Origin of the sequence: Halolamina sp. C58 (assembly GCF_051195095.1) — an archaeon.
Classification (GTDB): domain Archaea; phylum Halobacteriota; class Halobacteria; order Halobacteriales; family Haloferacaceae; genus Halolamina.
In genome coordinates, this window is sequence record NZ_JBNTJY010000002.1 from 97,085 (window position 1) to 115,562 (window position 18,478).

The following is an 18,478-nucleotide window of genomic DNA, read 5'->3' on the forward strand; positions in this document are numbered from 1 at the left end:
CTCTCCCGCCGACCCCTCGGTCATGGAGATGCGCACGTTCGCCGAGCGACTGATCGAGTTCCCCACCGTCGGCGGCGGGGAGGCCGAGGCCGCGGCGTGGACCAGAGCGCGCCTCGACGACCTCGGCTTCGAGACGTACGAGTGGGAGGCCGACGCCGAGGAACTGGCCCAGCACTCGTCGTTTCCGGACGACCCCGACCTGATCGACACGGAGAACCGCCCGAGCGTCGCCGGCGTGCTGGAGTTCGGCGATCCCGACGCCGGCCCGACGCTGATCTTGAACGGCCACCTCGACGTGGTGCCGGCCGACGAGGACGCGTGGTCGTCGCCGCCGTTCGAGCCGGTGTGGGGCGAGACCGACGACGGCGAGGAGGCGCTGACCGCACGCGGTGCAGTGGACATGAAGGCACCCGTGGCGGCCTGCGTGTTCGCCGCGCTGGACGCCCGAGAGCGCGCCGAGGACGCCGACCTGCAGGGCCGACTCGTCGTCGAGGCCGTCGCCGGGGAGGAGGAAGGCGGCATCGGCGCCGCGGCGGCCGCGCTGTCGAACCCCTACCCCTTCGAGCGCGACGCGGCGATCGTCGCCGAGCCGACCGAACTGCGGGCGATCACCGCCACCGAGGGGACGGTGATGAAGCGACTGGAGATTCAGGGCCGGGCCGCACACGCCGCCTCGCGCTGGCGCGGCGAGGACGTGCTCCCGCACTTCGAGCGCATCCGGGCGGCGTTCGAGGATCTCGAAGCCGAGCGGTCCGAGAGCGTCACCCACCCGCTGTACGAGGAGTACCCCGTCCCGTGGCCGATCGTGATCGGCACCGTCGAGGCGGGCAACTGGGCCTCTTCCGTGCCGAGTTCGCTGACCGCCGAGATGCGGTTCGGCGTCGCCCCCGGGGAGAGCGTCGACGAGGTGGAGCAGCAGTACGAGGAGGCGCTACAGGCCGTCGTCGACGCCGACGACTGGCTCGCCGAGCACCCGCCCAGCTTCGAGCGGTTCAGCATCCAGTTCGAGCCCGCCGAGACGGACCCCGACGAGCCGATCGTCCGGACGCTCCGGGAAGCGATGCTCGACACGGGGCTGCCGGATACGGACCCCCGCGGCGCGACGTACGGCGCCGACTCCCGACACTACGTCGCCGCCGGTATCCCGACGGTCGTGTTCGGGCCGGGCAGCATCGAACAGGCCCACTTCCCCGACGAGACGATCGAGTGGGCCGACGTGGAGCAGGCCCGAGAAACGATCGCGGCGACCGCCGTCCAGTTCCTTCAGTCGTAGCGCTCGGCGAGCAGCTCCCCCACCAGCTCGCTGGGGGTGGTGTTGTTCATCGACGCCTCGCGGCGGAGTTCGCGGTACGCTCCGACCGACAGCGAGAGCTCGATCCGGCCGAGCTCGATCCCCGCCTCGCGGAGCGCTTCCTGCGCCGACGCGCCGTCGTTGACCCGGCTCGCGAGCGATCGGACCTGCCGGACCGTCAGGTCGTGGTCCAGCACCGCCCACGCGAGATCCAGCCGTGCGGGGCCGTCGACCCGGGCGAGGTGTTTGGCCGCCGAGGGCGCGATCTCGCCGCGGGCGACGTGGCGCCGCACCGACTGCGGCAGGTCGTGGACCCGCGCCCACGTCCGGATGAACGACACCGAGACGCCGCCGGCGCGCTCGGCCGCCTCGCGGTAGGAGCCGACCCCGCGCACGAGCGCCGCACACGCCGCCGCGCCCCGGAGCATGTCGACGCAGTCGTCCTCGCCCTGACAGCCGGCGAACTCCTCGAGCACGTCGGCGGCGCGGGCGACGCTCTCGGGGTCGTCGGGGTCGAAGTCGATCGCGTCGCTCGCGCGCTCGCCGGTGATCTCCGGGTCCGCACGCACGACGGGCTCGCCGACCCGCGAGCGCCGGTCGGTCGTCGCCGGCACGTCGTCGGTCGGTTCCTGCCGGCTCGCTCGCCGGTCGCCGGCGCGAGCCTCCTCGTCGCGCTCGGGGTCGGGTTGTGACATTACCTGCCGGTTCGGCCCCCCGGTGGAAAAGCCTCCCGCGCCCGGGTGGACGTGACACACACCGGCTCGAAAAACGAATCGCCGTCGCGGCTCAGAACGTGATGATCTCGTAGTCGTCGTCGACCAGCGACCGGATGCTCGGGTGGCCGTCGTGGTCGTCGAGTTGGACCACGCCGGCGTCCTGTACGGCCTCGTCGACGCCGAAGGCGCCCGAGCAGTAGTCACACGCCGAGGCGTCGTCGCGGACCGCGGCGTAGAGCTCGTGGTAGTCGTGGCTCTCGTCTTCGAGTTCGGGGATCCACTGGGTGCCCGCGCCGTCGAAGATCAGTTCGAGCTCGTCCTCGTCGTTCTCCGCGAACTCCTTGGCGGCTTCGAGCCCGTTGACGAGTCGGCCGAGGTTGGTGTGTCCGTCCGTCCCTGCGAGGATCACGATGGCTGCGTTCGTCATGCGAGTGGAGCGACGGCCCCCGGAGGGAAAAGGAGGAGCGAACCGCCCGGTAACGGGGTTACGTCGCCCTCACCCGGGCGGGGCGCTGTCGGCTCAGTGGTGGTGCTGGTGGCCGCCCCCGCCGCGGGAGAACTGCCCGGAGAACGCGCGCTGGACCACCTCCGGGAGCGCCGGGTGGACGTGGATCGACTCCCGGATGTCCCGGACGGTGCCGCTGCCCGCCGTCATCGCGGTCACGACCTCCTGGATCAGCGTCGACGCGTCCGGACCGACGATGTGGCAGCCGAGGATCTCCCCCTCCAGATCGATGAGCACCTTCACGAACCCGTCGGCGTGCATCGCGTCGCCGCGGGCGGTCTCGTCGTAGCGGTACGTGTTCGTGGCGTACTCCCGATCCGCGGCCCGGAGCTCGTCCTCGGTCGCGCCGACGCCGGCGACCTCCGGCGAGCCGAACACCGCGTACGGCATCGCCGAGTAGTCCACGGGCTCGGGCTCCTCGCCGAAGATGTTGCGCGCGACGGACTGCGCCTCGTGGTTGGCGCTGTGTTTCAGCAGGTACTCGCCGACGATGTCACCCAGCGCCCAGACCCCCTCGGCGTCGGTGCGGAGGTACTCGTCGGTCTCGACGAACCCCGCCTCGTCGGTCTGAACGGCCGTCTGCTCCAGATCGAGCGTGTCGGTGTTCGGGACCCTGCCGGCGGCGACGAGCAGTTCGTCGCCGGCGACGCTGAGCGCCTCGCCGCCCTCGACGACGCCCGGGTCGTCACCGTACTCGTAGGGCAGCGCCTCGACGGTGATCTCACCGTTGGCTTCCGCGACCTCGGTGACGGCGTACCCCGTCTGCACGTCGAACCGCCCGCGGTAGCGGTCGGTGAACGCCGCGGCGACCTCGGGGTCGGTGTTCGGGAGCAGCTGCGGCCGCCGGCCGAGTATCGTCACATCGCTGCCGAACGTGCCGAAGAAGTGGCCGAGCTCCGCCGCGATGTAGCCGCCGCCGACGATCACCAGCCGGTCCGGCGGCGACTCCAGTTCGAGCGCCTCGGTGCTCGTGAGGTAGTCCACCGCGTCGATGCCGTCGATGTCCGGGATTCCGGGGCGCGTCCCGGCGGCGATCAGGACCGTCTCCGCGCGGATTCGGGCGCCGTCGTCCTCGCCGGCTCCTCGTGCCGGCGAGCCGTCGTCCTCGCCGCCGTGAATCTCGACCGTCCGATCGTCGACGAACCGCGCCTCGCCGTCGAACAGTCGGTGTCGCTCCGATGACTGCAGGCCGCTGCGGATCGACGCCGAGGACTCGGCCACGTCCTCGTTCACCTCCCGGACCATCTCGGCGAAGTCGACGGCCTCGATCTCGGCGTCGATGTGGAACTCGCCGGCGCTTTCGATCGTCTCGTACACGTCGGCGTGGTAGAGCAGCTGTTTCGAGGGGATGCAGCCGCGGTTGAGGCAGGTGCCGCCCAGCGGCCCCTTCTCGACGACGGCGACGGACTGCCCCCGGTTCGCGGCGACGTTCGCCACGTCGAGCCCGGAGCCTGAACCGATCACGAGAAAGTCGAACTCCTCCATACCCGGGGTACGGCCCCACGGGCCTTCAATCACGAGTTACCGGGAGGTAACCGTCTCAGACCAGCGAGACGCTCGGATCCTCGGGCTCGGTGATGTGCTGTTTCCCCCAGTCCCGCATGGCCGAGATCACCGGCTCGAGCGACGCGCCGTGGTCGGTCAGCGAGTACTCCGTCCGGACGGGCTTCTCGCTCACGATCTCCCGGTCGATCAGCCGCTTGCTCTCCAGATCGTCGAGCACCTCCGACAGCACCTTGCTGGAGATGCCGTCGACGCTGTCCTCCAGTTCGCTGAACCCACTGGGCCCCTCGTTGAGCAGCCGGTGGATCACCACCGGGTGCCACTTCTTCCCGACGAGCAGCGCCGTCGTGGTGACCGGACACCAGTCCTCGCCCGCACACCACACCTGCAGTTTCTCCCCGTCGTCGTCCGTGCGACTCGTCATACACGGCGAGTGGGGCGACGGCGACTTAGAGGTTACTACTGGTAACTGAGTTACAGTTGGGTAGCTTCTCTCCGCGGTCGACCGGACGTTTAAGCGGCGGACGCCGTACGGCCAGATATGGGCAGCGAGTACCGCCGAGCGCTCGCGGTGTGGAGCGTACTGTCCGTCCCGTTCGTCCTCCTCGCGGCGTTCCTCTGGACGCGACAGGATCTCACCCTCGGCTTCGTCGGCCTCTACTGGTTCGCGCCGGTCGTGCTGGCCATCGTCGGCGTGCTCCCGGCGCCGTGGGCGGCTCTGCGCGGCTGACCCGGAGTTCGTCGGGGGGCTCGGTTGGGAACATGTTCGGCCATCCCCCCTTGGTCGTCGGCGTCGAACAACGACGTAAGCCATGTCGCAGCACGACCACGACACCCCCGATCCCGTCACCGACCGCGTGCACGACAACTCCTGGTCCGCGAACCTCGAAGGGCCCGAACACGCCGAGGACCGCGATCTCCTCGTCGAACAGGGGATCGAGGCGGTCGAACACACCGCCCCCGGGAACCACGTCAACCTCGTGACCCACGGCGAGCACGGCCACCCCGAGACGTACCTCTACGACGCGCTCGACGACGAGTTCGGCGACGACGTAGCGTGGGAGTACGTCGAACAGTGCGGCTGCGGCGGCCACGTCCTGCGCGTCCACGTCCAGTAACCGCGTCTCCGACATCCAACCTATGCGCCCATCCACCATCGACACGAGTCAGCGCCCGTTCGTGCTGGTCTGGGAGCTCACGCAGGCCTGCGAGCTTGCCTGCAAACACTGCCGCGCGGAGGCCCAGCCCCAGCGCCACCCCGACGAACTCACGACCGAGGAGGGGAAGCAGCTCCTCGACGAGGCCAGCGAGTTCGGCGAGAACCAATTGGTCGTCCTCTCGGGGGGCGACCCGCTCTACCGCGACGACACGTTCGAACTGATCGAACACGGCGTCGAGCAGGGCCTGCAGATGACGCTCACGCCCAGCGGCACGGCGTCGCTGACCCCCGACCGGATTCAGGAACTGGCGGACTCGGGGCTGCGCCGGCTCGCGCTCAGCATCGACGGCGCCACCCCCGCGGCCCACGACGGCTTCCGGAAGGAGGAGGGGAGCTTCCGGCAGACCGTCGAGGCCGCCCGGGCGGCCAACGAGGCCGGGCTCCCGCTCCAGATCAACACGACCGTCTGTGCCGAGACGGTCGAACAGCTCCCCCAACTCCGCGAGCTCGTCGACGACCTCGGTGCCGTGCTCTGGTCGGTGTTCTTCCTCGTCCCGGTCGGCCGGGGGCAGGTGCTCGATCCGGTCTCCCCCGAACGCGCCGACCGCGTGATGGAGTGGTTGACCGAGGTGAACGACGAGGCCGACTTCGGGATCAAGACCACCGAGGCGCCCCACTACCGCCGGGTCGCGATCCAGCAGCGCCGCTCGGCGACCGACAAGCCCGACAGTGACGCGATCGGCCGCCGGACCGGCATCACCGCCGGCGACGGGTTCGCGTTCGTGAGCCACACCGGCGAGCTCTACCCCTCGGGGTTCCTGCCGGAGCCGGCCGGGAACGTGCGGACGGACAGCCTCGTCGACCTCTACCGCGATTCGCCGCTGTTCGAGAAGCTCCGCGACCCGGACGCGCTGTCGGGGAAATGCGGCGCCTGCGAGTTCCGGAACGTCTGCGGCGGCAGCCGCTCGCGGGCGTACGCGACGACGGGCGACCCGCTGGAGAGCGATCCGCTCTGCCCGTACGTCCCGGAGGGGTACGACGGCCCGCTGCCGAACCCGGCTGACTGACGATGCGGGTCGGCATCGTCGGCGCGGGGATCAGCGGCCTCGCGCTGCAGCACCAACTCCGCGAGCGTGGCGTCGACAGCGTCGCCTTCGAGGCCGATTCGGAGCCGGGCGGCGTGATCAGGAGCCGATCCGTCGAGGGCCACGTCGTCGAGGACGGGCCCCAGCGCACCCGGCTCTCGCCGCCGGTCGCGTCGCTGGTCGACGATCTCGACCTCGACGGTCGAGTCGTCGAGGCGGCGGACCCCCCGCTGTACCTCTACCGTGACGGCTCGCTCCGACGGGTCCCGTTCTCCGTCCGCGAGGGCCTGTCGACGGACCTGCTCTCGCTGCGGGGGAAGCTCAGGATGCTGCTCGAACCGCTGACCGGGCCGCCGCGGGGCGAAGAGACCGTCGAGGCGTGCCTGACCCGGATGCTCGGGGCGGAGGCCGCCCAGTATCTCGTCGGACCGCTGTACGGCGGTATCTACGGCACCCACCCCGACGAGATGCCGATGCGACACTCGCTCGGGCGAGCGCTCGAAAAGCGTGGCGTCGATCGGAGCCTGCTCGTCGCGGCGGTGCGGGCGACCCGGCGGGGGTCGACGCCGCCAGTCGCCTCGTTCGACGGCGGCCTCCAGACGCTCCCGGAGACGCTGTTCGAGCGCCACAGCGAGCGTGTTCGACTCGACACGCCGGTCGAGGCGGTTCGACAGAAAGAGGGTGGGTTCGCGGTCGAAACGCCCGGGGAGACGACGACTGTCGACCACGTCGTATTCACGACGCCCGCAGACGTGACTGCGGAACTGGTCGAAGCGTTCGCGCCCGAGAGTGCGGACGCCCTCCGCCGACTCACCTACAACCCCATGGCGGCCGTCCACCTCGACGCCGCGAGCGACCTCGACGCCGCCGGCTTCCAGGTCCAGTACGACGAGTCGTTCCGGACGCTCGGCGTGACCAGCACCGGCGCGCTGTTCGACCGCGGGAGCCGCCACACCGCCTACCTCGGCGGGGACCGGAACCCCGGGCTCGTCGAGCGGTCGCCCTCGTCGATCCGCGAGATGGCCGAACGGGAGTTCGCGGAGCTGACCGGCGTCGAGGCGACTGCCGTCGACGTCCGCCGGCTCCGCCGCGGGATGCCCGCCTACGACACGACGTGGGACGCGCTGGAGGCGGTCGACCTGCCCGACGGGGCGCACATCTGTGCGAACTACGCCGCCAGAGCGGGGGTTCCGGGGCGGCTCCGCGAGGCCGAGCGGCTGGCCGAGTCGCTGGCCGACGGCTGAACGGGCCGGACGGAGATGTTCGTCCCGAGCGTTTTCAATCGAGGCGCCGTAGCGCGGGTATGAACTCGGTCAGCGTCTCCCGGGAGATCGAAGCGCCGCCGGACGCGATCCGCGAGCGGATGGACGACCTCGGGGCGTTCATGCGCGCCGCGGGGTTCGACGAGGTGGTCGTCGAGGGCGACCGGATCGACCTCGAAAACGGCGTCGGGATCGCGACGATCGAACTCTCGCTCGAACTGGTCGAGGAGCCCGACGCCGCGCTCGCGTACCGCCAGCGCGAGGGCATCTTCGAGGAGATGGTGACGCGGTACACGCTCGAAGAAACCGACGCTGGCACCGAGGTGACCGCGGAGACGGAGTTCGCGATCGACGTGGCGCTGGTCGGGAAGCTGCTCGACTCGACTGTGATCGAGCGCCAGCGTCGCCGGGAGCTGGAGCAGCAGTTCGACTGGCTCGAACGCGAACTCGGCGGTCAGACCGAGTAGGTTGCGCCCAGTTCGGGCGCAGCGGCGTCGTAGCCGTCCGCGCGGAGTTCGTCGGCGAACGCCTCACAGCGGTCGCCGTGGTTCACGAGGATCTCCGCGCCGTCGTAGCTGTCGAGGAACCGCCGCAGGCCGTCGTGGTCGGCGTGGGCGGAGAAGTCGTACCCCTCGACCTGCGCGCTGACGGGCATCACGCGCCCGTCGATCTCCGCCCGGCCGGTCTCCAGCAGTTCGCGGCCGGGCGTCCCCTCGACCTGATAGCCGGTCATCGTGATTTTGTTCACGGGGTTCGCCCGGATCTCGGGGATGTACGTCATCGCCGGGCCGCCGGAGAGCATCCCGCTCGTCGTGACGATCGCGGCGGGCTGGTCGGCGATCCGTTTTCGCTGCCCGTCGCGACCCGTCACGAACCGCGCGTGGGACTTCGCCCGCCGCAGCGCGTCGGGGTCGCGGACGAACTCCGGGTGCCGACGGAGCATCTCTGTCACCTCCTTCCCCATCCCGTCGACGTAACACGGGATGTCGTGCGCCTCACAGATCAGCAGCATCTCCTGTGTCCGCCCGATCGCGAACGCCGGGACGACCACCGTCCCGCCCTCCCACAGCGTCGTCTTCACGCTCTGGGCGAAGCGGTGCTCGACGCTCGCCCGGGGGTCGTGCGCCACGTCGGAGTAGGTGCTCTCACACAGCACCACGTCGGCGTCGGGCCGGGCGGTCGACCCCGCGACGAGCCGCTGGCCGACTGGGGGCTCCCCGGCGTCGAACCCCGCAGGCGGGTCGGCGGCCTCGGGTTCGTCGACGTGGAAGTCCCCGGTGTAGAGGAGTCTGGTGTCGCCGTCGTCGCCGGACTGCGTCCGGCTGCCAGCGGGGCTTCGCCCCGCGTCGTCGACCAGCACGTGCGCGCTGCCCGGGATGTGGCCGGCGTTGTAGAACGTCACCTCGTACCCCGCGGCCTCGAAGGACTCGCGGTAGCCGTGGGTCTCCGAAACCTCGGTCACCCGTTTCACGTCGTTCTCGGTGAACGGACAGTGCGGCGACTGCCCGTGGAGCTTCAGCGTGTCGCGGGCGAGGGTGAGAGCCAGTTCCCGCGTCGGCGGCGTCCAGTGGATCGGCGGCCGATTCCGGCCGGAGAGCAGCGCCGGGATCGTCCCCACGTGGTCGAGGTGGCCGTGGGAGACGACGACGGCGTCGGGCTCGGGCGTCCCGACGGGGTACTGCGGCGGCTCGGCGGTCAGCAGACCGAAGTCGAGCAGCAGTGAGTCGTCGACGAGGACGGCGCTGCGGCCGACCTCGCCGGCGCCGCCGAGGAAGCGTAGCTGCATTCGGTCGCAGTCGGCGGTCCCGGGGTTTCCGTCCGTCGGTTCGTCACCAGACGCTGGGGCTGTACTCGAACTCGTAGCCGGCGACGCGGTCGGCCGGCAGCCCCACGGCCGCGAACATCTCGCGGAACACGCCGCGGTACTCCGCCTCGGGCAGCTCCTCGCCCGCAGGCAGGGTCACCTGCAGCCGGAAGCCGCCGGCGTGGTCGAGTTTGATCTCGTACTCGTGGCCCGCGTCGGTCGTGGAGATCCGCGCGCTCGGGACGACGATGGCGAACGAGCCGAACTCGGTCCCCTCGGCCGCGAACGCGAGGTCGACCCAGCCGTCGCCCTGCGTCTCCGAGGCGGTCGTCGCGGTCGCGCGGTCGGCGAAGGCGGTGTGGGTCCCCGCGAAGTCGGGGTCGGCGTCGACGCCGACCGTGACGAACGGATCCTCGGTTCGCGAGGCTTCGGCCCCGAGTTCGGCCGCCAGCGCGTCGGCGTCGGCGTCCGGGAACAGCAGTTCGATCCGCTCGCGAAGCCAGTCAGCCGGCGGCAGATTCACGGGCCGGAAGGGCTGCTCGACGCCGAGTTCCTCGTCGACGGCCACCAGCCGCGGGGCAGTGACGCCCGTGAAGTCGGCCTCGAGAAAGCGCGTTCCGGAGTAGTGGAAGCGTACCAACACGGCGCGGGCGCCCTCGCCGAAGCGATCCGCGAGCGCGGGAACGTCGAGCGGGAGACCGATCCGGTTCCGGGCGTTGACGTAGAACGGCGATTCGACGGCGTAGCCCGCCGAGCGCGCGCGGTCGAGGGCGGCGTCGTAGTCGAGGTCGGAAACGCTGTCACCGAGCGTGCTGTAGCTCGCGTGGTTCGGGCCGGGGCTGTCGAGACAGCCGGCGAGACCGAGGGCTGTACTCCCTCCGAGCGCCGTGAGGAACTGTCGGCGCGAGGGAGCACGATCCGGAGACATACTGCGAATCATCCACGGCCGAGGCTAAATCGGTTCGGGCCCGAGTGGTCAGCCGTCGTCCTCGGCGCCCGGATACCGCCGCACCGCGAACCGCTCGTAGCCGCCGTAAGCGACCGCGAGCACGCCCATCCACCAGTTCCAGCGGTCGGCGGGGGTGCCGTCGGGCGCGTCCGCGAGTTCGGCGACGATCAGGTCGACCGTGAGCTCCCGGCCGGTGTCGCGGGGGTACCGGCCCGTGTCCGCGAGGTCACTCGCCTGTCTCGCGACGGTGCGGCGCTCGGGCTCGCTGCCGCCGAACCGGTCGAGCGCCGCCGTGAGCGCCTCGGGGTCGAGGCCGCTCTCGGCCGCGGGCTCGTCGGTCATCGGCCGCCCCACCCCCCGGCGGCGAGCGGGAGCGCACGGTCGGGTGTCATCGTGGGATCGAGGGCGTGATCGTTCAAAACGGTTCGGGCGGCGCTGGCGGTCCGAAGCGGCTGAGAGGAGTAAGCCCCCTTCTGTTTCGACCCGGCATTCGGCTGAGCACCCGCGCCCTGCCGTCTCCGGCCGTCCGGACTACCTTCGGGCACGGGCTTGCACCGGCGAGGGTTCGCCGTTCCATCCGTTCCTGCCCGTCGATCTTCGGTGGGTTAGCTCCCTTCCCTTACGGGTCGGTTCGCACACGCTCGCGGGCGAGGCCCGCAAGCGCGTCCCGGCGGCCGTGGGCCGCCGAGCACCTCATCAGTCGAGGCAGGCGGTCTCGTTTCTGTTCCAGAGCCAGCCGTCTCCGGCTCCGGGCTTGCGCCCGGTCGCCCGTCCGGACGGTGGGGGGACTTTCCTCACGCCCCTTGCTCGCGGGCCGGGGCGCGGGAACCGGGCTCTCTCTGCCGGTTCGTCGTAGACGAGTGGCGGGGTTAAGCGGTTCGGTGGGGAGAGCGGGCGTCGGCGGGGGAGAGCAGGCGTGGGCGGGGAGAGGGCGTCAGCGGGGATCGGGAGAGCGAACTCGCGGCTCAGCGCGCCGAGAGGTGAACGTCGCCGGTGCGAGTCTCCACTCGGAGCGTCGGGCCGCCGTCGCCGAGTGCGCCCGAGACAGAGCTCTCGGTCCGCGTGCCGTCCGCCAGCGAGAGCCCCTCGACGGTCACGTCGCCGACGCTGGTCTCCGCGACGAGGTCGGCGTCCAGTTCCGGGGAGAGCGCGGCGTCGATGTCGCCCGTCGAGGTTTCGAACGTCGTGTCGCCGTCGATCGCCGACACGGCGAGGTCGAGATCGCCGACGTCGGCCCGCACGTCGCCGACCGCCGACGCGCCCTCGATCCGCACGTCGCCGGTGCTGGCCTCGGCGGTGACGGTGCCCTCGACGTTCCGGATCGTGGCGTCCCCGACCGAGGAGTCGACGGCGAGGTCGCCCGTCACGTCCTCGACCCGGACGTCGCCGACGCTGGCGTCGATCTCGGCGACGCGGAGCGAGCGCGGGACGCGGATCGTGAGATCCATCGACGGCGTGCCGCCGAGCAGGGAGCTCTCGCCGGTGTAGCGGCTCGCGAGCGTGAGTCGGTCGCCCTCGCGCTCGACCGCGAGATCGAGCTTCGAGAGGTCGCCGCCGAGGGAGCTTGACTGCTTGACCGTATGGACGGCGAGGTCGTCGCGCTCCTCGCCGCGGACGGTCACGTCGCCGATCCGGGCCTCGACGGCGAGCGCCGCGGCGTCTTCGATGGAGACCGTTCGGTCGTCTTCGAGCCGCTTGCCGACGAACGGCGTCGCGCCGGTGCAGCCGGACAGCCCGGCCACGAGAGCCGCACCGACGCCGCCGAGCAGTCGTCGTCTGGTAGGGCTTCGGGTCACACCTCGACTGTCGGGGGCGTCCCACTTCAACCGTGTTCGCCGGCTGTCACGGCGCCCAACCGTCGAAAGCTATTTGTGTCAGGTTCGTTCCGTGAGTCAGGTCCCTTCGAGCGAGTACAGCACCGCGAGGAGGCCCGCGATGTTCGCGAGCAGCACCGCGAGCAGCGTCGCCGCGTCCGAGAGCCCCAACAGCGGGCCGGCGCCGTAAGTGAGGACGAACGGGACGACCGCGATGCAGACCACCCCGATCGCGAGGAAGCGCATCGCCCGGCTGTCGTTGCGGCGGTAGCCCCGGTGGGCCAGCCACGCGACGACGCTGCCCGCGGCCGCGGTCGCGCCGGACGCGAGGACGAGCAGCGTCGCGGCGTCAACCACGGTCGAACACCACCGTGAGCACGATCAGGAGGCCGGCGAGCTGGCTCGCCGTCGCCGCCAGCGCGCGCGTCGTCGCCGACACGTCGCCGACGTTCGTCAGCACGATACGGAGCACGAACGGCACCGTCGTCAGCAGGACCAGCCCGACGAGCAGCCCCAGCATCGGCCGCCCGCCGCCGCGGCGGTACCCCCGGTAGAGCCGCGCCGCGACGGCCAACGAGAGCACCGTCGCGACCAGCAGCGCGAGCAGCGCGGCGAGGACGACGACGGCGGAGCCGCCGGTGGCCGCCTGCAGCAGGGCCGGGTGTGCGGGTGGAACGCTCATTTGAACTCCTCGTACAGGCGGGTGAAGCGGTCGGCGGGCTCCTCCTCCTCGACGTAGTCGACGTCGATCTCGTACCCCTCGGCGCGGACGTGGACGTGGACCGCCTCCAGCACCGCGTCGTACTCCTTGTAGTGGTGGCCGCCGGGGTCCAGCCGCTGCTCGTCGGTCAACAGCCCCGCGGCCTCGAGGCGCTCGACCCGGCGGTAGATCGTCGAGGGGTCGGCGTCGCAGGCGTCGCTGAGCGCCTCGACGGACTTTGGCTCCTCGCGGGTCTCCGCGAGGATCGTCCGGACGTAGTCGTCCCCGAGGAGGTCGACCACGTCCTCGCCGCCGTCGCTCATCGGGTGGGCTGTCGGGGTCCCGGTCGAAATATCCACGGGATACGCACGGCCGGCGGTTCGCGGGGGAGCGGTAAACCGACCGACGCCGAGCTGTCGGCTCGACAGATCGACCCGAACCCTTATTCCGGCACGCACGCCAGCATCGGCCGAGATGCCCTCCATCACGGCGCTACCGGCGCGTGACGGCCGGCTCCGGTCGGTCCTCGCCGCCCCGGTCCGGCCGCAGACGTACCTGAACCTCGCGTCGCTCGTGCTGGCGTTCCCGCTGGGGCTGGTGTACTTCGTGTGTGTAACTGTCGGCCTCGCGCTCGGCGTGGGGCTCTCGTTCGTCCTCGTCGGGCTCCCGCTGCTGGCTGCCGTGGTCGCGGGCTCGGTGGTCGTCGCCGCGTTCGAACGACGGCTCACCGCGTGGCTGCTCGGGGTCGACGTGCCGTCCGGACCGGCGCCGGCCGGGGAGAGCCGGCGGGAACGGCTCCGCTCGCTCGCGACCGAGCCCGGGACGTACGCGCCGCTTTTGTACCTCCCGCTGAAGTTCGTCGTCGGCACCGTCGCGCTCGTCGTCGTGCTGAACGCGCTCGTGACCGGCGTCGCGCTGCTGTCGGTCCCGCTGCACTACGGCGAGCCCGGGCTGTACGTCGGGCTGGTGACGGACCGCCCGGTCGAACTCCACCCCGCACTCCACTTCGGCTGGAACCGCCTGCTCGTCGGGTTCGAGGCGGTCGTGACGATCGACGCGTGGCGGATCCGGACGCTACCGGGGGCGCTCGGCGTCGCCGGGGTCGGAGTGGTCCTGCTGCTGGCCGGCCTCGCGTTCACGAACTGGCTCGCCGGCGTCTACGGGCGGCTGACCGCCCGACTGCTCGCCCGAACGTACGACCCCCTCTCGCTGCTCGGCGACGACTGACCGCTCACCACGCCGCGTCCAGTACGTCCTCGATCTCCGCGACCGAGGGCTGGACCGGCGCCTCCGCGAACAGGCCGTCGTCGTGGATGATCTCGGCGATATCCGGCAGGTCGGCCTGCGAGAGTCCCTCGATCGCGCGGAGTTGGCTGGGGAGGCCGAGATCGTCACTGACGCCCGCGACGGCGTCGACGACCGCCTCCGCGAGTTCGTCGTCGTCCATCGACGGCTCGGCGACGCCCAGCGCGTCCGCGAGCAGCTCCCGCCGGCCGTCGACCTCCGAGAACACGTAGCGCAGGACGTGGGGCGCGAGCACGCCGTGGACCGTCCCCTGGTGGGCGTCGTAGTCGTTCGAGAAGCCGTGCCCGAACGCGTGGATGATCGAGGCGCGGTAGGCGCCCGGCGTGGAGATGCCGTACTGCGCGGCGACGACGCCCGCGACCGCGTCGTCGAACGCCGCGGGGTCGGGATCCTCGGCCGTGAGCGCCGCGAAGCCGGACTGCATCAGCGAGAGCGCGCGGCTCGCGGTGCCGTCGGTGATCGGCGTCGCGTGGGGGGAGTACAGGCACTCGACGGCCTTGTCGAACCCGTTCATCGCCGACGCCGTGAGCACCGAGCGCGGCGTCGTCTCGAACAGTTCGGGATCGTAACACAGCGCCGTCGGCATCAGCCGGCGGTCGCTCACGCCGCCGCTGGGGATCTCGCTAGGGTCCGCGTCGGCGTCGAGCGAGAGGCCGACGCCGCCGATCACCGAGAGGTCAGCGCCCGCGAGCGTCGTCGGCACCGCGATCACCGGGGTGGGTTGGCCGTCGTCGGCGACGGGGACCGAGCCGGAATCGAGGGCGTGCTCGGCGGCCGCGGCGGGGTCGGCGTAGCTGCCGAGCGCGCTCGCGACCTTCGCGGTGTCGAGGCTGGAGCCGCTGCCGACCGCGACGATCGCTTCGGCGCCGGCGTCGCGCACCTCGCGGGCGGCCGCGAGCGCGGCGCCGAGCGTCTTGGCGGGCGTGGTCTCGTCGAACACGCCCGCGAGGAACTCGCCGAGGCCGGCCTCGACCGGCTCCATCACGGCGGGGTTGGCGCCCACGTTCTCGCCGGTGACCACCAGCGCCGAGGCCAGCCCGCGGTCCGCGAGCAGGTCGCCCAAGTCGTCGGCGGCGCCGCGGCCGAACCGGATCTCCCCGGGGTCGTAGTCGAGGGTGAACTGTCGGTCGTCCATACCGGCCACTGGGGGCGGTGCCACATCAAGCCGGCTACCCCGACATCAGTCGAGCCCGTCGAGGAACGCCGCCAGCTCGCGGTTGTAGCGGTCGATCGACTCCCGGAACGGGCTGTGGCCGGCGTCCGGGTAGATCGAGAGTTCCGGGTCGGGCAGGCGCTCGGCGGCCGCGCGGGCGGCGTCGGCGTCGACGACCGCGTCGTGTTCGCCGTGGGTCAGCAACACCGGGATCGACAGCTCGTCGAGGGCGTCGAGGTGGGAGAGCTCACGGTTCCGCATCGCGTCACGAACGTACGGCGGCGCCGCGGCGTTCACCCCGAGCAGCAGGTACCGCTCCTCGGGCGACGGCGCGTCGTGGAAACAGATGCGGACGAAGCGATCGAGCGCCGCGGTCGCGGTCTCGGCGTCGGTCGAGACGATCTCCGGGAACAGGTCGACGTACTGCTGGCCCAGCCACTCGTTGGTCTGCGGCGTGCCGATCCCGAGGACGATCCCGACGAGGTTCGCCCCGCGGACGCGGTCGGTGCCGTGGACCGCGAGGTAGTCGAGCGCGACCAGCGAGCCGTACGACCAGCCCACCAGCGCGAACGAGTCCAGCGAGAGCGCGTCGGCGACCGCGCGCACGTCGTCGGCCCACGCCTCGCTGTCGGCGTACCCCGACTCCGGCTTCTCGGAGTCGCCGTGGCCGCGGAGATCCATCGCGACGAGGCGGTACTCCTCGGCGAGCGACGACCGGAGTTGGTCGCGCCAGCAGAGGTGGCTCTGGGAGTAGCCGTGGACGAACAGGACCGCCGGCGCGTCGCGCGGCCCCGACTCGGCGACGTGGATCGCCGGCCCGTCCGGGCGGGAGACGGTGTGGGTTCGCATCGGTGGCCGTTTCGGCCGGAGGGCCGTGAGCTTTCGGCCGGCGGCACCCCGCGCGGGAGTCAGTCGGATCGACCGCCGTCCACACGCGCGGCCAGCGACAGCGCGCGTTCGCGCAGCGTCTCCGCGTCGGGGGCGAGCAGCCGGACCATCGGCTCCTTGCCGTGGGCGCCGTCGTCGACGATCGCCGCGGGCGCGTCGCCGTCGCGCCGGCTCAGCACGCGCTCGGCGACCCAGTCCATCGTCCCGTCGGCGTCAGCGGGTTCCTCGGTTCGGTCGACCGTCGCGACCGCGAACTGGGCCTCGACGGCCGCCCGAACCGCGTCGCTCGCCCGGAGGTTACAGGCCGCCGTCACGCTCGGGTCGTGCTCGCGGACGCCGAGCAGGAGGCGGGCGACGTGGCTCGACGCGCCCAGCGCGGCGCCGCCGGGGGCGCGCACGCCGCCGGGGACGCGCGTGAGCCGTCCCTCGGTGGCAGCCACGTCCGCGGGCTCGGTCGCCGTCTCGGGGGCGACGGCGACGGTCGTGCCGACCTCCGGGATCAGCGGGGCGACTTCCGGGGTTTCGAGCGCCCGGACCGTCTCACGTACCGCGTCGAGCGCCGCGGGCGCGTCGGCGCGGGCACGGAGCCCCGCGAGGTGGTGGACCGGCCCCGTTCCCGCGCCGAGATCGAGGCCGTGCTCGATCGCGCGATCGAGGAGCGTCTCCGCGTTCTCGACCGCCGCGGGGAGGTCGAGCCCCCGGGCGAGGTCGGCCGCGATCGCCGCCGAGAGCGTACAGCCGCTGCCGTGGCTGTTCGCGTCCGGAACGCGGGACGAGCGGAACTCACAGGTCTCGTCGCCGACGAAGACATCGACCACCTCCTCGCCCGGAAGGTGGCCGCCCGTCACGAGCGCCGCGTCGGCGCCCATCTCCCGGAGCGCTTCGCCGGCCTCGCGAGCGCTCTCGGCGTCCTCGACCGCGGTGTCGGTCAACAGCTCCGCCTCGGCGGCGTTTGGGGTCACCAGCGTCGCCGCGGGGAGCAGTTCCTCGCGGATCACCGCCTCGCCGGCCTCGGAGAGCAGCCGGTCGCCGGCCTGCGCGACGACGACGGGGTCGACCACGACGGGGAACGCGGCGTCCCGGAGTTCGTCGGCCGCGGCCTCGGCCACCTCGGCGTCCGTGAGCATCCCCGTCTTCGCGGCGTCCACGCCGAGGTCGTCGTCGACCGCGCGGATCTGCTCGCGGACCATCGCGGGGTCGGTCCGTTCGCTGGCTCGCACGCCCGCCGTGTTCTGGGCGGTGAGCGCCGTGATCGCCGCGGTGCCGAACGCGCCGCGGGCCTCGATCGTCTTCAGGTCGGCCTGTACCCCCGCGCCGCCGCCGCTGTCGGAGCCGGCGACGGTGAGCGCGACGGGGCGGTCCATCAGTCGTCAGCGGGGCCGGGCTGTGTGCTGGGCATCCCGACGCTCGGCGCGTCGTGACCCAGTTCGTCGATCGCGACCTGTGCGGCCTTCTTGCCGGAGAGCAGCATCGCGCCGAACGTCGGCCCCATGCGTGTCAGACCGTGAGTCGTCGCGGTCGAGAGCCCCGCAGTGATCAGCCCGTCGTGGACCTTGCCCGTCTGTTCGACCACCGCGTCCTCGCTCTCGCCGACCCACATGGAGTCGTGGCCGGGGGAGTCGTGGCCCGGCGCGCCGTACTCGCCGTCCTCGCTGGTGTCCATCCCGACCTCGCCGGTCTCCTCGATCCCCGCGGCGTCGATCACGCCGCGTTCGTGGAGCTTGGAGACGACGACGGCCTCGTGGCCCGTAGCGTCGATCACGAGGTCGGCCTCGACCGCGACGGGGTCGACGCAGGTGAGTTCGCGGGGGAGGGAGTGGACCGGCGTCCAGTTGAGGACGACGCCCGAGACCTCGTGGTCCTCGCGGACGACCACGTCGGTGAACTCCGTCATGTTCTGGATGCGGGCGCCGGCGTCGCAGGCAGCTTTGATCAGCGCGGAGCTCGCGTGGGGCGCGGTCGCGACGTGGAGCCCCTCGACCTCGTCGGTCTCCTCGTAGGGGACGCCGAGCTCGTCGAGCACCTCGTGGGCGGGCTCACGAACGGTGAGCTTGTTCATCAGGAAGCCGCCCAGCCAGAAGCCGCCGCCGAGGTAGTTGTTCTTCTCGACGACCGTCACGTCGACGCCGCGCTCGGCGAGCTCCTTCGCGGCCACCAGCCCCGAGGGGCCGCCACCGACGACTACCACCTCGCCCTCGGTGAACTCCATGAACTCGTCGTGCCACTCGTCGGCGATCGCGCGGGTGACCTGTGCCTCGCTCGCGTCGCTGAACCCGTCGAAGGACATGCGATTACTACGTGGTACTACCGAGTAGTTAAGCGTTGCGTCACCGAGGGGGCCGAA

Annotated in this window: 22 protein-coding genes and 1 other RNA gene; 7 read left to right on the plus strand and 16 right to left on the minus strand. The window is 71.6% G+C overall.

Annotated features, from left to right (window positions below; genetic code table 11):
• The first annotated feature begins 22 nt into the window (after positions 1-22).
• Entirely contained in the window at positions 23-1,273 is a 1,251-nt protein-coding gene (locus tag ACQUSM_RS10895) for a M20/M25/M40 family metallo-hydrolase (RefSeq protein WP_435118499.1), read from the plus strand.
• On the opposite strand, the gene ACQUSM_RS10900 is transcribed toward ACQUSM_RS10895, so the two are convergent.
• From ACQUSM_RS10900 to ACQUSM_RS10915, 4 genes are all read right to left on the minus strand, one after another.
• Positions 1,264-1,986 (minus strand): DUF7119 family protein, encoded by a 723-nt coding sequence (locus ACQUSM_RS10900; RefSeq protein WP_435118501.1) that lies wholly within the window; start codon positions 1,984-1,986, stop codon positions 1,264-1,266. The genes ACQUSM_RS10895 and ACQUSM_RS10900 overlap by 10 nt on opposite strands.
• A 91-nt stretch (positions 1,987-2,077) precedes the next feature.
• Complete coding sequence (locus tag ACQUSM_RS10905) at positions 2,078-2,434, minus strand: DsrE family protein (protein ID WP_435118503.1); 357 nt, start codon at positions 2,432-2,434, stop codon at positions 2,078-2,080.
• A 93-nt stretch (positions 2,435-2,527) separates the two neighbouring features.
• Positions 2,528-3,997, minus strand: coding sequence for a dihydrolipoyl dehydrogenase (locus ACQUSM_RS10910; RefSeq protein WP_435118505.1), 1,470 nt, complete (start codon positions 3,995-3,997; stop codon positions 2,528-2,530).
• A 55-nt stretch (positions 3,998-4,052) separates the two neighbouring features.
• Entirely contained in the window at positions 4,053-4,439 is a 387-nt protein-coding gene (locus ACQUSM_RS10915; RefSeq protein ID WP_435118507.1) for a winged helix-turn-helix transcriptional regulator, read from the minus strand.
• Positions 4,440-4,556: 117 nt separating this feature from the next.
• Between ACQUSM_RS10915 and ACQUSM_RS10920 the strand changes: the two genes are divergently transcribed.
• The 5 genes from ACQUSM_RS10920 (at position 4,557) to ACQUSM_RS10940 (ending at position 7,988) form a co-directional block, all read left to right on the plus strand.
• Positions 4,557-4,745: a hypothetical protein gene (locus ACQUSM_RS10920; protein ID WP_435118509.1), complete on the plus strand. Its 189-nt coding sequence runs from the start codon at positions 4,557-4,559 to the stop codon at positions 4,743-4,745.
• A gap of 82 nt (positions 4,746-4,827) precedes the next feature.
• The gene (locus ACQUSM_RS10925) at positions 4,828-5,133 is read left to right on the plus strand and encodes a CGCGG family putative rSAM-modified RiPP protein (protein WP_435118510.1); all 306 of its coding nucleotides are present in this window, start codon (positions 4,828-4,830) and stop codon (positions 5,131-5,133) included.
• Between the two features lie 22 nt (positions 5,134-5,155).
• The gene (locus ACQUSM_RS10930; protein WP_435118512.1) at positions 5,156-6,241 is read left to right on the plus strand and encodes a TIGR04053 family radical SAM/SPASM domain-containing protein; all 1,086 of its coding nucleotides are present in this window, start codon (positions 5,156-5,158) and stop codon (positions 6,239-6,241) included.
• Between the two features lie 2 nt (positions 6,242-6,243).
• Entirely contained in the window at positions 6,244-7,503 is a 1,260-nt protein-coding gene (gene hemG / locus ACQUSM_RS10935; RefSeq protein ID WP_435118514.1) for a protoporphyrinogen oxidase, read from the plus strand.
• A 59-nt stretch (positions 7,504-7,562) separates the two neighbouring features.
• On the plus strand, positions 7,563-7,988 hold the full coding sequence (locus ACQUSM_RS10940) for an SRPBCC family protein (RefSeq protein ID WP_435118516.1): 426 nt from the start codon (positions 7,563-7,565) through the stop codon (positions 7,986-7,988).
• On the opposite strand, the gene ACQUSM_RS10945 is transcribed toward ACQUSM_RS10940, so the two are convergent.
• The 8 genes from ACQUSM_RS10945 to ACQUSM_RS10980 all read right to left on the minus strand — a co-directional run bounded on the left by ACQUSM_RS10945 (position 7,976) and on the right by ACQUSM_RS10980 (position 13,111).
• Positions 7,976-9,307, minus strand: a complete 1,332-nt coding sequence (locus ACQUSM_RS10945; RefSeq protein WP_435118518.1) for an MBL fold metallo-hydrolase — start codon at positions 9,305-9,307, stop codon at positions 7,976-7,978. The genes ACQUSM_RS10940 and ACQUSM_RS10945 overlap by 13 nt on opposite strands.
• Before the next feature lie 43 nt (positions 9,308-9,350).
• Complete coding sequence (locus ACQUSM_RS10950) at positions 9,351-10,253, minus strand: hypothetical protein (RefSeq protein ID WP_435118520.1); 903 nt, start codon at positions 10,251-10,253, stop codon at positions 9,351-9,353.
• A gap of 48 nt (positions 10,254-10,301) precedes the next feature.
• The gene (locus ACQUSM_RS10955) at positions 10,302-10,616 is read right to left on the minus strand and encodes a hypothetical protein (protein WP_435118522.1); all 315 of its coding nucleotides are present in this window, start codon (positions 10,614-10,616) and stop codon (positions 10,302-10,304) included.
• A 108-nt stretch (positions 10,617-10,724) separates the two neighbouring features.
• Positions 10,725-11,118: RNase P RNA component (gene rnpB, locus ACQUSM_RS10960), an RNA gene on the minus strand.
• A gap of 121 nt (positions 11,119-11,239) precedes the next feature.
• Complete coding sequence (locus ACQUSM_RS10965; RefSeq protein ID WP_435118524.1) at positions 11,240-12,070, minus strand: DUF4097 family beta strand repeat-containing protein; 831 nt, start codon at positions 12,068-12,070, stop codon at positions 11,240-11,242.
• A gap of 96 nt (positions 12,071-12,166) precedes the next feature.
• Positions 12,167-12,445, minus strand: a complete 279-nt coding sequence (locus ACQUSM_RS10970) for a DUF7521 family protein (protein WP_435118526.1) — start codon at positions 12,443-12,445, stop codon at positions 12,167-12,169.
• Positions 12,438-12,770, minus strand: a complete 333-nt coding sequence (locus ACQUSM_RS10975) for a hypothetical protein (RefSeq protein WP_435118528.1) — start codon at positions 12,768-12,770, stop codon at positions 12,438-12,440. Before ACQUSM_RS10975 ends, ACQUSM_RS10970 begins: the two co-directional genes overlap by 8 nt.
• On the minus strand, positions 12,767-13,111 hold the full coding sequence (locus tag ACQUSM_RS10980; RefSeq protein WP_379733167.1) for a helix-turn-helix domain-containing protein: 345 nt from the start codon (positions 13,109-13,111) through the stop codon (positions 12,767-12,769). Before ACQUSM_RS10980 ends, ACQUSM_RS10975 begins: the two co-directional genes overlap by 4 nt.
• Positions 13,112-13,262: 151 nt before the next feature.
• On the opposite strand from ACQUSM_RS10980, the gene ACQUSM_RS10985 reads away from it, so the two are divergent.
• Entirely contained in the window at positions 13,263-14,015 is a 753-nt protein-coding gene (locus tag ACQUSM_RS10985) for a sensor domain-containing protein (protein WP_435118530.1), read from the plus strand.
• A 4-nt stretch (positions 14,016-14,019) separates the two neighbouring features.
• Here ACQUSM_RS10985 and ACQUSM_RS10990 read toward each other — a convergent pair whose 3' ends face one another.
• The 4 genes from ACQUSM_RS10990 to ACQUSM_RS11005 are packed head-to-tail and all read right to left on the minus strand — an operon-like array spanning position 14,020 to position 18,421.
• On the minus strand, positions 14,020-15,228 hold the full coding sequence (locus tag ACQUSM_RS10990) for an iron-containing alcohol dehydrogenase family protein (protein WP_435118532.1): 1,209 nt from the start codon (positions 15,226-15,228) through the stop codon (positions 14,020-14,022).
• A 45-nt stretch (positions 15,229-15,273) separates the two neighbouring features.
• Positions 15,274-16,095, minus strand: coding sequence for an alpha/beta fold hydrolase (locus ACQUSM_RS10995; protein WP_435118534.1), 822 nt, complete (start codon positions 16,093-16,095; stop codon positions 15,274-15,276).
• A 59-nt stretch (positions 16,096-16,154) separates the two neighbouring features.
• Complete coding sequence (thiD, locus tag ACQUSM_RS11000; RefSeq protein ID WP_435118536.1) at positions 16,155-17,498, minus strand: bifunctional hydroxymethylpyrimidine kinase/phosphomethylpyrimidine kinase; 1,344 nt, start codon at positions 17,496-17,498, stop codon at positions 16,155-16,157.
• Complete coding sequence (locus ACQUSM_RS11005; RefSeq protein WP_435118538.1) at positions 17,498-18,421, minus strand: sulfide-dependent adenosine diphosphate thiazole synthase; 924 nt, start codon at positions 18,419-18,421, stop codon at positions 17,498-17,500. The genes thiD and ACQUSM_RS11005 overlap by 1 nt, the downstream gene beginning before the upstream one ends.
• Between the last annotated feature and the right edge of the window lie 57 nt (positions 18,422-18,478).

Excerpts from the sequence above, each read along its gene's own strand:
- ACQUSM_RS10895 (WP_435118499.1), top strand. The coding sequence starts at position 23 with ATGGAGATGCGCACGTTCGCCGAGCGACTGATCGAGTTCCCCACCGTC.
- ACQUSM_RS10900 (WP_435118501.1), bottom strand. The coding sequence starts at position 1,986 with ATGTCACAACCCGACCCCGAGCGCGACGAGGAGGCTCGCGCCGGCGAC.
- ACQUSM_RS10905 (WP_435118503.1), bottom strand. The coding sequence starts at position 2,434 with ATGACGAACGCAGCCATCGTGATCCTCGCAGGGACGGACGGACACACC.
- ACQUSM_RS10910 (WP_435118505.1), bottom strand. The coding sequence starts at position 3,997 with ATGGAGGAGTTCGACTTTCTCGTGATCGGTTCAGGCTCCGGGCTCGAC.
- ACQUSM_RS10915 (WP_435118507.1), bottom strand. The coding sequence starts at position 4,439 with ATGACGAGTCGCACGGACGACGACGGGGAGAAACTGCAGGTGTGGTGT.
- ACQUSM_RS10920 (WP_435118509.1), top strand. The coding sequence starts at position 4,557 with ATGGGCAGCGAGTACCGCCGAGCGCTCGCGGTGTGGAGCGTACTGTCC.
- ACQUSM_RS10925 (WP_435118510.1), top strand. The coding sequence starts at position 4,828 with ATGTCGCAGCACGACCACGACACCCCCGATCCCGTCACCGACCGCGTG.
- ACQUSM_RS10930 (WP_435118512.1), top strand. The coding sequence starts at position 5,156 with ATGCGCCCATCCACCATCGACACGAGTCAGCGCCCGTTCGTGCTGGTC.
- hemG (WP_435118514.1), top strand. The coding sequence starts at position 6,244 with ATGCGGGTCGGCATCGTCGGCGCGGGGATCAGCGGCCTCGCGCTGCAG.
- ACQUSM_RS10940 (WP_435118516.1), top strand. The coding sequence starts at position 7,563 with ATGAACTCGGTCAGCGTCTCCCGGGAGATCGAAGCGCCGCCGGACGCG.
- ACQUSM_RS10945 (WP_435118518.1), bottom strand. The coding sequence starts at position 9,307 with ATGCAGCTACGCTTCCTCGGCGGCGCCGGCGAGGTCGGCCGCAGCGCC.
- ACQUSM_RS10950 (WP_435118520.1), bottom strand. The coding sequence starts at position 10,253 with ATGTCTCCGGATCGTGCTCCCTCGCGCCGACAGTTCCTCACGGCGCTC.
- ACQUSM_RS10955 (WP_435118522.1), bottom strand. The coding sequence starts at position 10,616 with ATGACCGACGAGCCCGCGGCCGAGAGCGGCCTCGACCCCGAGGCGCTC.
- ACQUSM_RS10975 (WP_435118528.1), bottom strand. The coding sequence starts at position 12,770 with ATGAGCGTTCCACCCGCACACCCGGCCCTGCTGCAGGCGGCCACCGGC.
- ACQUSM_RS10980 (WP_379733167.1), bottom strand. The coding sequence starts at position 13,111 with ATGAGCGACGGCGGCGAGGACGTGGTCGACCTCCTCGGGGACGACTAC.
- ACQUSM_RS10985 (WP_435118530.1), top strand. The coding sequence starts at position 13,263 with ATGCCCTCCATCACGGCGCTACCGGCGCGTGACGGCCGGCTCCGGTCG.
- ACQUSM_RS10990 (WP_435118532.1), bottom strand. The coding sequence starts at position 15,228 with ATGGACGACCGACAGTTCACCCTCGACTACGACCCCGGGGAGATCCGG.
- ACQUSM_RS10995 (WP_435118534.1), bottom strand. The coding sequence starts at position 16,095 with ATGCGAACCCACACCGTCTCCCGCCCGGACGGGCCGGCGATCCACGTC.
- thiD (WP_435118536.1), bottom strand. The coding sequence starts at position 17,498 with ATGGACCGCCCCGTCGCGCTCACCGTCGCCGGCTCCGACAGCGGCGGC.
- ACQUSM_RS11005 (WP_435118538.1), bottom strand. The coding sequence starts at position 18,421 with ATGTCCTTCGACGGGTTCAGCGACGCGAGCGAGGCACAGGTCACCCGC.